Genomic DNA, 12,654 nt, shown 5'->3' on the forward strand with positions numbered 1-12,654 from the left:
TTTAATAACGTTTGACGCTAATGGCACGATGACTCATCAATTTGATCACGCTAAGACGACTTCTTTTTACTGAAAATGAGCTTTGTCTCACAAAGTGATGTTTCTAACGGTCTTGGACACAACCAAAATCTATCACCGCCTTCATTAGTCATTTCTTTATCGGCCAGAGGTTCAGAAGCTAAAGCAAACATGTTATAGGTTTCAAATGATGTCATACCGCAGGATAGTATAGAGAAGTAATTCTCAAAGAAGCTTCCCCAATCTTCTTGCTCAAGCTTAGGAAACACCAATTGCAATTTATCGCTCGAAGTTAGCGCAAGTACCGCGGTAAAAACGGCTTTTTCGAGCCTTTTATTATCAAAACCTTCGAATGGACAAAATACAAGCATATTGCTTTCTTCAGGTTTGAGTTGTTTATGTAATGCCACTAGAAGTTCTGGGTCACTTACGATATACGCCATTCGGCTTACACCAGCCTTTCGCTCTTTCAAACCAGGGACACCTGAAATAACTTCAATCTGATAATGGCATTGGGTATCGTCAGCGTTTTGGTTAATTCCTAGTGCACTTAGCACGTCGCTAACAGATTCACTGACGAAGGCTACGCGTTCTCTTTCTGTAAACTCTTGCAGGGCGATTTCTTGTCTTTCTCTTGTAAAACTTGAGACAGTGTCAAAGGCATCTGGGTACATAGAAATACTCGTTAACGCATTATCGAGAAAGTTGTGCCAACACTCTCTTATAGCCTCAAACTTTTCCATCACAAGTTCGTCGTTCTTGAAATGCGTTAGTTTACTAAAAATACTGTTTATATAGTTCGATGTACCATTGAAGTAGAAAAACAGAATAGAGCATTTACGCAAATACGCTTCGACCAAAAATTTTCGCTGGTCGAACACAAGCTTATCAATATCTTCGCGCCCGTTGAATTCTCTTTCAGATAACGCTTTGAAATTGGTGATATCCTCAATTAACGCTTCATGGTTAAAACGTTTAGCAAATCGCTGTTTGAATTCTGCCGCTGGGATAGGAACATGAGCCTGAGTTTGAATCCAGTTCATCGCCGCCTGTTTGTCTTCCAATGAATTAGTGATAATTAACGCGTCTTGCTCTAAAGGAGGACTGCCGGCAATTTTGGCGCCATCGTTTAAGTTATATACGTCGGCATCTTTAAACGCTGCAAGGGTTTTCTCAATCACAGATTTAGACATATTGAATTCAAATTTGGTATTTACATAGGGTCTTAAATTCCCCGGCACTACCAATGAAGTGTCTATCCGTTCGGCGTGATTGAACAGTTCGCCACCGTCTTTTTTATAATAGCCTGAAGACTTAGAGTGATGATGGTTAACATCAACCATACCGAGATCTACCCCAAACAAATAAACTTGTTTGAAACCCAGTTCTAACACGTAATTGATAACGAAATTAGAAACGGTGGGATAGGAAAAATGAAGGAAAGGCAAATCTAACTCAGGAAAGAGTTCTTTCATGAATACCGTCGATGACTCCCCCTCTTTGAAAGCGAGATAAGTATTCTTATAAAGCTCTGCCGTATCAGGGTGCACGCCATTACAGCTGATAAAATTAATTTGCTTTAAATACGCTTTGTCACCAATTCGAGATGCCCAGTCAAAAGACGCCCGGTTTGATTCCACTTCAGCGTGAAAATCAGGAACAATGCCATTGCTATACATTGCTTGAAGAGCCGTACCGCACGAAATGACAATTGCATGTTCTCTTTCTTCTTTTAAAAGCGGCATTAGACTATCAAGAGAGGGGCCATTTCCTACAATAAATACGGCAACATCACTTAGGTCTTTACCCAAGGGCTGCACACCAGCTTTGCGATAAAACCCTATATTGTTTTCTACCGCCCACTTGGTATGTGTTGTCCCAAAGCGAGAATGTTCGAAATATTCTCCCATAGCAACTATCAAACGCAGGTCTTCTCTGAGTTTATCGACAGCAGGCAGTAGCACCTCGTTATCGTAACCAAGGGAGAGGTAGGTGTTTGCAATAATATGAGTACCAATGGAATGGAACTGACTTAACAGGTCGCGAACTAAGTTGCTACCATCATCGCCTATGTTGAGATAAATTCGGTGCCGCTTTTCTTCAACCTTGTTAAGTATTGCTGCCCAATCTATCGCATACAGGGAAGCAAAAAAGTAATCTCGATTAGGCTCACAAACAAAAAGCTTTTCAATATCTCGAGACTCACTTAAAGCTTCAAGCTGATAGCCCACTCCCATTCCAAAAAGAAGCATCGACTTAACAGTTTCAGGTAATTCGCCTTCTTCCTCTTCCATCCCTGCCAAATGTTCTTGAATTCTTCTGACCATTTTATGGTGCGAGTAATGAATTAGCTTCCCACCTGCATAACCTAAAATTAAGTTATCTCGGTTGGGCTGTCTAACAAACGCCTCATAAGCCAGTTCAGATTCGCGTTTTGGACTATCACCATAAAGTGGCGTACAGGTCTCTATATGAAAAAGGTTTACTTCTCCACACTGGTTCGCTTGGGGCTCCCACTTGAGCGGAACATAATCTTTGAATTCGTGTGCAATGTCTGGGTAGTACTTTGAGAACGCCGCTATATTTTTATCAAAGGTGTCGCGACTAAGGTGGCTTTTATCCCAATTACTTCTCGTGACTATAGGGCTCCATGGGACTAAATAATCGTCGAATGGTTGCACTGAAGGGAAAGAAAACAAACGTTTTTGTACGTTATCGATGGTTAGCTCTGACAGACTTCTCATTACTGAGTCGAAGCTCACACTGTGATAGTGCTGATAAAAATAAACACTAGTAAAAGGGCTAACTTGCTTTAATTCACTTAAGTCCTCTAAGACCGAACTTCCATCACGCTGGCTTTGAAAGTAAATCGCCGTCCCTTTCCCAGCGGCAACCTTAAAAATTTCCGGCCACACACCTGTGTGCAAAGAGCAGTGTGTGTATTCAAAATTTGGTTCGTAAAGAATAATACTTTTAAAGTTAGTTTCTCTCACTAGCTTTAAAAGGTGAATGCCTAATCCCAATCCCAGCACCACCAATACGTCAGCATCACCTTCAAGAGGATATGCTTGCCGTGAAAAACCGTTTTTATCTAAAACCGATGGTGAACGTAAAAAAGCATCCACATGTTTGTGGATATTGGCTGTTACCTGGTCGCCATACAATACCTTGCCGCTATTAAAATCGACAATATCGAGCTCTTTATCTTTGTTGATAAACACAGACGTAGACGTGCTTCGCGATTGCATTAACTGAGCACAGATAACAGGCATCACACGTTTGAAGGCTATTAGACTTTTTTCTTTGTTCTTTTTTATCGCATATGCAGATTCGACTTCTAGTGATGTTTGCTGTTCTTCATCATCTAAAAGGTAGAATTTAATGGCTTTAAGCATTATTTTTTATATCTCTTTGCCGCTTTTTGCGCTCTTGAAAAGCCAACTATCTCCTCTTTTGCTGCTAACTTCAACTCAAGCGCTAGCGCTTCGAGTTCTCGGTTAATAGTTAATTCATTTTCAGCAAAAGCTGAGCGGGCATCGTCTGAAAGTCGGCGCAACTCGCGCAGCACTATAGAATGTCGAAGGCTAATAAGGTGATGGAATTGTTCAGTCGAGAGCGCGGCAGGCTCTGCCGCCACGCAAACCGCAATTGCTGCGTTAACTTTACCTAGAAAAAGTGGTGTTAAGGAATGGTTTAATTTATCAAGGTTCAAATGGCTTGCTTACTTTCTCGTTGCGCCCGAAATGCCTCTTCTTTGGCTTCCTGAGGGATTTGCACCCATGCATCTCTAATCGGTGCTAAAAGTGAAGACACTTCATCTAACAAAGCTACGTCATTGTTTACATGAGCTTCATTTAGCTTTTCAATCATAAATTCATATAGGGCGAACATATTTTCAGCAACTTCTCCGCCCACTTTTACGTCTAACGTATCACGTAAATGAATAATAATAGCTGTGGCTTTAGAAATGAAAGTCGCCTTTTCTTGAAGCTCTCTTCTTTCCATTGCACCTTTTGCGTAGGCAATTCTATCTAACGCGCCCTGAAGCAACATCAAGGTTAATTTATGTGGATCTGCATTGGCAACATCTTGCTTCAAATTGCCTTTTTTGTAGGCATTTATACCTTTAAGGGACATACTTTCTCCGAAACTCGTACGTTATAGTGCGGCTAATAATGCCGAGCTTGTCTGGTTCAATTGGGCCACGGTCTGATCTAAGTTTAGGTATTTGTCTCGTAAAATTTGTTCATAGCTAAACATACGAAGCTCTAGGGTTTCCCTATCAGCATAAACATCTTCCCTATTTTCTTTCGCCGTTTTTTCACGTAGAGAAATAAGGCCACCAGATGATGTGAACTCATCAACGAAATCGTATAAACGAACAGCTATACCTTCGTTTTCATCAGTAAACAATGTAGCGATATCGTCAAAATTATCTTCCAACGCATCTTTTAATCTGTCTTCACCAGACCCGATTCCGAAGTCTGAAGAACTAATTTCAAGCTTTCCATCTTGATCTAGCTCTATGCCAAGTCTGAATAAGCCACCAAGTTCTGATGAAGAAACATTGTCCCCGATAATTGAAGAAAGCCCTGACTGAACACCTCTTAGTAATGAGTCTCCAGCTAGTGCCCCATCTTCTTCCAACTCGGATTCACCGTAGCGTGTTAATGTACCTATCTCGTCAATTATAGCATTGTAATTATCAACGAAATCTCTAATTTTTTGTTCTAGCCCTTCTTTGTCAAAACCTATTTTCAGCGTTGTTGACAAAAAATTGCCTGCATTGTCTTTTGGTGAAATTTCGTTTACGTCAAAGGTAACGTTTTGAATTGTATTTTCAAACTTGTTCGATTCGCTTTGAACTTCAATACCATCCACAAATGCTATGGCGTTTTTCGCCGACTCAATATTAGCTGCACTAATATTATTAGTACCGCCAGCAGTTGAAAGTCTGTCAAGTTCAGCAGCGCCCGTATCGTTGTTGATAACTAGATCATTGCCTTCACCAGTCTCTTCAGACAAAAACACCAAGCGAGGCCCTTCGGCAGTACCTGTATCTATGATATTTGCGGTTACACCAAAGTTATCGTCGGCACTGTTAATCGCTTCTCTCAGGTCAACAAGAGAAGTGCCAGAATCAACGTTGATAGTAAACGAATCGCCACCAGGAATGCTAAAGGTTAACGAGCCTGTACCAGAAGTTAAAACAGGATCTGTACTTGAAGTAAACGCACCTGCGTCAGTGGTAATTCGGCTTCCTGAAGCAAGCTGTTGTACGGTGATATCGTAACTTCCGCGCAGGGCTGAACTCGACGCATCAGCCGATAGAACATCGTCATCTTCAGAGGGGTTAACGACTGTAGGCTCTCGACCATTGATATCAGTATCGCTACGCAAATCGTCTACTGCATCTTTAAAATCTGACAGCTTTGACTTTATTTGACCAAGACCAGATATTTCAGCTTCGATCTGCTCTTCTTTAGCGTTTAGTCTTTCCTCTTTAGGCAATCTCTCAGCGTCTAAAAGCTGCTGAACGAGATCGTCAAGGGCTAAACCTGAACCTACACCTAGCGACTGAATAGTCATAACCTACCTCATTAAACCTGATTGTTGATAAACACCCCTACACTATTCCCTACATCCTGCTGTAGTTCTTGGATTCTTTCGGCAAGCTTTAAAAGCTCCTCGGAAGGTATTTGCCGAATAACATCTCCAGATTGACCGTCTTTAACCGTTACTACTGAACGGTTAGTATTTTCGTCGATCGAAAAAGTTAAGTCCCTGTTTTGAACAGTTAAGAATGATTCAACTTTTGCCACTGCCTCTTCGAGTTTAGCAGCATTCCTCTCTCCACCTTGGTTATCGGCGTCTTGGGATAAACCTTGAGACAAATTTTCCTTTTCTAATTCAGCATTAACTTGCTGAGTTAAAGGCGCCTTTGCAAGCTCATCTGTATTGATAACGCCATTTTGCCCCTCTTTAGGTGAACTTAGATTCTCCTTTACAGACGGTGCAGTATTAGCAGCACTATTCGGCGATGCCCCTATTCCTGTACTTGATGCAAAAGGCTGACCATTTTGAATATTCGGTATTTCCACGTTTCTACCCCCTTCTGAAACGACAAAACGGGAGCCTGCCTAAGCAAGCACCCGTTACATCTCAACTAAGGCTAAATTGTATTATAGCTTATCCAAGCAACGATAGCGCAGTCTGTGGACGCTGATTAGCCTGGCTCAGAACTGAAACAGATGCTTGTTGAATAATCTGGTTACGTGTTAGTTCAGCCGTTTCCGCCGCGAAATCTGTGTCTCTGATTTGAGAGCGTGCCGCAGACAAGTTCTCACTGATGTTACTCAGGTTACGAATAGTCGACTGGAATCTGTTTTGAAGCGCACCTAAATCAGCACGAACGCCCCCAACACCAGAAATTGCAGCATCGACAGCACTTAATAGCGCAGCAGCACCTGAAGCAGTTTCAACACTATCACCATCAATACCAAGGCCTGCAGTACTGAAACCAGTGATAGAACCTAGGTTACCGGTTGAAAGGTTTACTGAAATCGTTTGTCCTGCGTTAGCACCCACTAGGAATGAAGCAGAAAAGTTACCGTCTAAGATGTTAACGTTACCAAACTGAGTATCCGTTGCGATACGAGAAATTTCAGTTCTTAGCGCTGATACTTCTTTTTGCAGAGCTAAACGGTCTGCAGAAGAATTGATACCGTTTTGCGATTGGATAGATAACTGGCGAATACGCTGTAGGCTTGTTGTGATCTCGCTGATCGCACCTTCGGCTGTTTGCGCTAACGAAATAGCATCATTTGCGTTACGTACAGCTTGGTTCAAACCTTCAACCTGCGATGTAAGTCTGTCAGAAATTTGAAGGCCTGCAGCGTCATCTGCTGCACTGTTAATTCTAAAGCCTGAAGACAATCTTTCGAACGACGTAGATAAACGATCATTTACGTCAAAAAGCTGACGTTGTGCGTTGATCGAAGACACATTTGTGTTAACGAATAAACTCATTGGAATACCTCCTAGGGACTCGTCGACCAATGTGGTACGATCAAATCCTTCCAGTTCATATTAGCTTGGTCACTACTCCGAGCTAACGCCTCTGTTAAAAGTAAAGTAAATTACCCCTCAACTATAGGTATCGGCCAACCCTTTAGATTCTTTAGTCTTATTTTTATTTTTTTTGAAAAAATTATTCAGAATTACCCTAAAGCAATGATTTATATAAAAAAGAAATTTAATAAAAATAATCTAACTACGCGAATTCTTCGTTATTTTTTAGATAAATGTAGGTGCAAGTATGAAAGTTGTTCAATGAGGGTACTTCATTGCAGTCGTCAAAAGGCAACCCAATAAAGGTTTGCACATTCAATTTAAGTGCATAGAAAATAGAAGTAAGTGATTAATGCATATCGGCACGCGATAAAAGTCAGATTTTTTAAATACTCTTCAAAATTGGCATCGAAGCTGCAAGTAAGAGTTTGAACAGATTGTCTTGCTCTACAATTTGTTTGAAATTGGCGGGATGTTTCGGTAATACTAAAAAAAAGGCCGAGACAATTTAATCTCGGCCAATTTGCTCACGTTAGGAGATTGAGCAAATTCAGTTTCTGTCGGCTGGCAGGTATTTAGTAGGATAAACTGGCCTCTCAACCAACACTTCTACACTCTCAGTCCTGTTAGTCGACGCTTTCTTAAAGGAGCGGCCTTTATGGCCGTTTACCTTCTTGGGGATGGCCTCTCAACTCCTTCCCAAATCAAGCGCCTTATCTATTAACCACCTAGCAGTGAAAGTGCAGCCTGTGGACGCTGGTTTGCCTGCGCCAGGATAGTTGTACTTGCCTGCTGTAAAATCTGGTTGCGGCTTAGTTCTGCCGTCTCGGTGGCAAAGTCCGCATCTTTAATTCGCGATCTTGCCGCTGATACGTTCTCTGAGATGTTACTTAAGTTTCTAATTGTAGACTGGAATCTATTTTGGATAGCACCCAAATCTGCACGAAGGCCACCAATTGCCGATATAGCTGTATCAACATCATCAAGCAAAGCCGATGCGCCAGCCGCGGTTAAAACGTCAGCTGAAATAATTCCCAAGCCAGTAGCGCTAAAGCCGGTTACACCTGCTGCAGTTAGTGCTTGAGACGATAGATTAACTGAAATCGTCTGACCTGAGTTCGCGCCAACTAGGAACGATGCTGAAAACACACCAGAAAGGATACTTACACCGGCAAATTCGGTAGTCGTTGCAATTCTTGAGATTTCCGTTCTTAGTGCAGACACTTCTTTCTGCAGCGCTGCTCGGTCTGCAGAGCTGTTAATACCGTTTTGAGATTGAATCGCCAAGGTACGAATACGCTGCAAAGCTGTGGTTGTTTCGGCCATTGCGCCTTCAGCTGTTTGCGCTAATGAGATACCGTCGTTAGCGTTTCGAACCGCCTGGTCTAAACCTTGAATTTGTGAAGTCATACGGTCAGTAATTTGCAGTCCAGCCGCATCATCTGCCGCGCTGTTAATTCTGAAGCCTGAAGAAAGGCGCTCAAAAGCAGTGCTCAGATTATTACCTGTAGTGAACAATTGACGTTGTGCATTTAATGATGACACATTGGTATTAACAAATAGACTCATGGGTCTCTCCTAACAGTTTCGAGTATGGCGCTATTGGTTTTATTATTTGCGCAATTAATTTAAATATTTGGCATAACCTGTGCTTTGAAAACTCTGTCAGTTTATTCTGACGTTTCATTGGCACACTACCAATGGAACTTGCTAAATAGAGAAGTTTCTTCTCTTTGCTGGTCGGTGGGTTTGGTGTTCCAGAACCTCAAACCTCTCACTACCTCCTGGCTCTATTCTCGCCGGTCAGCAGCTCTAACCATCTATCAGCAAACTCCATCTTTTATCGACCTTTGCTTGAAATTACTTTAGTATTTTTTTCAAAACTTTTTGTCGATTTAAAGCACTGTATTTCCTAACTTTTAAACTCAGAATCTTAAAGTAAACCTGAATTTAAACGGTGCTATTAACGCTTTTAAACATAAACTTTAGAAGCGTAGAGGATAAAAACATCGTTTATCTCCCCTTTGTATTAGTTATCGTCAAAGATCGATTTTTACTTTAGATGTTTTTTCAAATTTTTAGATAAAAAAGAGAATAAATAAAAAAACCTCTTAACTTCATAGTGTTAGGGCTATGGACTGAAAGCACAAATATGTGTGTAGGCGGGCTTTATAACAATTAAGTGGCTGAGATATAAAAAAGCTGGCCTTGAAAAGACCAGCTTTAAACGCACGTGAACTAGAGCACTACCTCCTGGCTTCACGCTAATTACGATTAACCTAGAAGCTGTAATGCAGCCTGCGGGCGCTGGTTAGCCTGTGATAATACAGTAGTACTTGCCTGCTGAATGATCTGGTTACGGGTTAGGTTAGCTGTTTCAGTCGCGAAATCGGTATCCTTAATCTGTGAACGTGCAGCCGATACGTTCTCAGAGATGTTGCTTAAGTTACGGATAGTTGACTGGAAGCGGTTCTGTAAGGCACCTAAATCGGCACGTAAGCTACCAATCGCAGAAATTGCGCTATCTACATTATCAAGAATTGTTGAAGCATTTTCTGCAGTAAGAACATCGCCTGAACCAATTCCTAGGCCTGACGGTCCAAAACCTGAAACACCCGCAGCAGTTAGCGTAGGTGAGGACAAGTTAACTGAAATTGTCTGACCTGCGTTCGCACCTACTAGGAACGAAGCAGAGAACGCACCAGAAAGAATACTTACACCGGCAAACTCAGTTGTTGTAGCGATACGTGAGATTTCTGTACGTAATGCAGACACTTCTTTTTGAAGCGCAGCACGGTCAGCAGAGCTGTTGATACCGTTTTGTGATTGAATCGCTAGAGTACGAATACGTTGAAGTGCTGTAGTTGTTTCAGATAACGCACCTTCAGCAGTCTGCGACAGTGAAATCGCATCATTAGCGTTACGTACAGCTTGGTTTAGACCTTCAATTTGTGAAGTCATACGGTCAGTGATCTGTAGACCCGCGGCATCATCAGCAGCGCTGTTGATACGGAAGCCTGAAGACAGACGCTCAAAAGACGTGCTCAAAGAATTGCTTACATCAAAAAGCTGACGCTGGGCATTCAATGAGGATACATTGGTATTAACGAACATAGACATAAAGTCTCTCCTACACTCTCAGTCCAGCGTGCGCTGGCTGTCGGAATTTCCGACGTTTTGTTTTAGTAGTCATCAAGACCTGAGGGGTAATTGATGAACTGGCTCTCTCAGAAACTGTATCGACAACATGCAAATTCTCTTTAGAAAAAATTACGATATTTGCCGATTAGCGGTAATATATTGCCGCTTAAAGAGCTAGAATCCTTCACTAAACATCAGATTTTTAAAGGAGATTTCAATTGAATAAAAAACTCAAATTAATTGAAATTTGTCGTATCTCACCGCCCGCTATACATGCAGCCTTTACTGATTTGATGGAAAATCCCTACGCCAAAAGTAGTAATTCATTGTTGTGTTGTTATCGCCAAGCAACTAATCATGTGAGCAAAGATGGGGTAATAGTTATCCTCACTGTTTGCGAAAAAACGTTTCAGGTTGTCAGTAAGGTTCTGATTAGTGAACCTGGCACAGATTTAAGAGATCCTAAACTGATGTTTGACGGGCATAGGGTAATATTAACGGCCTTTGCAAAGACTATTGATGAAAATGATCAAGCCCACACAAAAATGCTCAGCGTTTTCACTACCACTGGAAAATCTTGGTCTAGTAAACACTGGTTTGGGGATGATGGATGGTGGATATGGAGGCCACAATGGATAAACAATAAAGCGTTCGGTTTTGCTTATCATCGTCCAGCTGAACACATTTCGCTGTATGAAGGCGACCCAACACGAGCCATGCGCATTCACAAATCAAACGTTTTTGGACTAGCAAAAAACAACAAAGGTTTTCCGAATGAAAGTGCACTTCTGTTTAACTCTGAGGGGCACGCCGCTGTTTTTGTGAGACGTGACTCCGATACATTTTCTGCTCACTTTGGCATTTCCAAACCACCTTATACAAAGTGGAACTGGTGTGATTTAGGTATCTATATTGGTGGACCTTGTGCCGTAGCCTTAAGCGAAACCACATTTTTGGTCGCTGGCCGGCACGTAGATTGGGAAAATCGGAAGTTTTCAACGCGTATTTGGCATTTCGATGCAAATAGCAAACAGCTTACCGAAGTACTAACATTGCCCAGCAGCGGTGATACGAGTTATCCAGGAATAGTATTAAAAGATGACGTCCTTTATATGTCTTATTACTCAAGTCACATCGATAATGAGGCCAGAGTTTACCTGGCCAAGATCAAGGGCATCAATTCGCTATGTTAGCGTCTGTTAAATGTAGTTGAACAAAGATAAGTTAGATACCTGAGGAAAAGTTGTAAGCGCAGCATTTAGCGCAGTTTCTTGCTTTGCGAATTCAGTAGACGCTTCAGCATAGTCAACGTCTTGAATAGAAGAGCGTTGCGCTTTGGCTGCAATTTCCATATCCAAGTTACTTTCGTAAGTACTTTCAGCAATGTTTAGGCGACTACCTATAGAGGCCCGCTCAAGCGATATTTTCTCTAACCCGTTATCTAAACCGACCAACGCATCGGCAATAGCGTCTTGTAATGCGCCATGATTAATGGTGCTATCCGATAGCAATGTTTGCACTTCGTGAATGGTTTGCGCCATGCTCTTTTTCTCTGGCTGATCGAGAGAAAAATCAATGCTCGTACCCGGAGCTGCTACGGCATCAAACTGCATTCCTTTTATTGTGAACGGTTCGCCAGACGTGTAGCCCACTGTGTCAATAACTGCACCGCTGTTTTGATTAACAAGTTGTGCCTGACCTGTGCCCAAAAAGTCTATGCGAAAGTCGTTATTCGAGCTATTCACCGCGTCGTAGTTATTGTTAAAAAAGGTATCAAAGGTGCCTTGTTCTGAAATGGTGGCTCCGTCTAACGATCCCACCGTACTACCAGTAACCGAGAAGTTAAAACGAGATAATACATTTTCAAAAACTTCATAACCGTTACTGGTTGATTGAATTTTTGAACTGTTAGAAAGTTGGATAAAATTAACACCAGCATCTCCAGAGAAAGAGATGGCATTACCCCCAGACGCGGGGTTGTAAGTAAACGCCTGGTTTCCAGACTGAAAGCCCGCATACAAATAATTTCCGTCTGCATCTTGGGTATTCATCAGATCGAACACCTCAAGCTTTATTTGCTCTAACTCTGAACCAATAGCACGTTTGTCAGGATCGTCTAAAATCCCATTTCCAGCTTGAACGATAAGCGTTCTCGCACGATTTATTGAGTTGGTAATATTTGTCAGCACAGCCTCTTGCTGTTCAAGCGACCCCGTTACCAAATCATTATTGCGTTGAAACTGAGTAAGCTCATCGATTTCTTCGGTTAAGCGCAGTACTTTCGCTGCTCCAACAGGGTCATCGCTGGGCGTGATTATGCGTTTACCTGAAGCTAGCTGTTCTTGGGTTTTCGCCAAGTCGCCCTGATTTTGCATAATCGAGCGCATGTTTTGATCATAAATTTGATTCGTTGATATACGCATA

The 12,654-nt window shown here is 41.9% G+C and carries 10 protein-coding genes; 1 reads left to right on the forward strand and 9 read right to left on the reverse strand.

Features of this window, described 5'->3' with window-relative positions; all coding sequences use genetic code 11:
• Window positions 1-50: 50 nt before the first annotated feature.
• The 8 genes from ACYTPF_RS04910 to ACYTPF_RS04945 all read right to left on the reverse strand — a co-directional run bounded on the left by ACYTPF_RS04910 (window position 51) and on the right by ACYTPF_RS04945 (window position 10,209).
• Complete coding sequence (locus tag ACYTPF_RS04910; RefSeq protein WP_461851390.1) at window positions 51-3,413, reverse strand: motility associated factor glycosyltransferase family protein; 3,363 nt, start codon at window positions 3,411-3,413, stop codon at window positions 51-53.
• Entirely contained in the window at window positions 3,413-3,730 is a 318-nt protein-coding gene (locus tag ACYTPF_RS04915) for a hypothetical protein (RefSeq protein WP_461851391.1), read from the reverse strand. The genes ACYTPF_RS04910 and ACYTPF_RS04915 overlap by 1 nt, the downstream gene beginning before the upstream one ends.
• Window positions 3,727-4,155, reverse strand: a complete 429-nt coding sequence (gene fliS / locus ACYTPF_RS04920; protein ID WP_269915949.1) for a flagellar export chaperone FliS — start codon at window positions 4,153-4,155, stop codon at window positions 3,727-3,729. Before fliS ends, ACYTPF_RS04915 begins: the two co-directional genes overlap by 4 nt.
• A 21-nt stretch (window positions 4,156-4,176) precedes the next feature.
• Entirely contained in the window at window positions 4,177-5,607 is a 1,431-nt protein-coding gene (gene fliD / locus ACYTPF_RS04925; RefSeq protein ID WP_179982640.1) for a flagellar filament capping protein FliD, read from the reverse strand.
• A gap of 11 nt (window positions 5,608-5,618) precedes the next feature.
• Window positions 5,619-6,119: a flagellar protein FlaG gene (locus ACYTPF_RS04930; protein WP_461851392.1), complete on the reverse strand. Its 501-nt coding sequence runs from the start codon at window positions 6,117-6,119 to the stop codon at window positions 5,619-5,621.
• A gap of 88 nt (window positions 6,120-6,207) precedes the next feature.
• Complete coding sequence (locus tag ACYTPF_RS04935; RefSeq protein ID WP_269915947.1) at window positions 6,208-7,047, reverse strand: flagellin N-terminal helical domain-containing protein; 840 nt, start codon at window positions 7,045-7,047, stop codon at window positions 6,208-6,210.
• Between the two features lie 762 nt (window positions 7,048-7,809).
• Entirely contained in the window at window positions 7,810-8,658 is an 849-nt protein-coding gene (locus ACYTPF_RS04940) for a flagellin N-terminal helical domain-containing protein (RefSeq protein ID WP_118490019.1), read from the reverse strand.
• Window positions 8,659-9,363: 705 nt separating this feature from the next.
• On the reverse strand, window positions 9,364-10,209 hold the full coding sequence (locus ACYTPF_RS04945; RefSeq protein ID WP_461851393.1) for a flagellin N-terminal helical domain-containing protein: 846 nt from the start codon (window positions 10,207-10,209) through the stop codon (window positions 9,364-9,366).
• 239 nt (window positions 10,210-10,448) lie between these two features.
• On the opposite strand from ACYTPF_RS04945, the gene ACYTPF_RS04950 reads away from it, so the two are divergent.
• On the forward strand, window positions 10,449-11,423 hold the full coding sequence (locus tag ACYTPF_RS04950; protein WP_461851394.1) for a hypothetical protein: 975 nt from the start codon (window positions 10,449-10,451) through the stop codon (window positions 11,421-11,423).
• Window positions 11,424-11,429: 6 nt separating this feature from the next.
• Here the strand turns inward: ACYTPF_RS04950 and flgL are convergent, their stop codons facing one another.
• Window positions 11,430-12,653, reverse strand: a complete 1,224-nt coding sequence (flgL, locus tag ACYTPF_RS04955; protein WP_269915943.1) for a flagellar hook-associated protein FlgL — start codon at window positions 12,651-12,653, stop codon at window positions 11,430-11,432.
• Between the last annotated feature and the right edge of the window lies 1 nt (window position 12,654).

It is taken from the genome of Alteromonas sp. HB246098 (assembly GCF_054890645.1).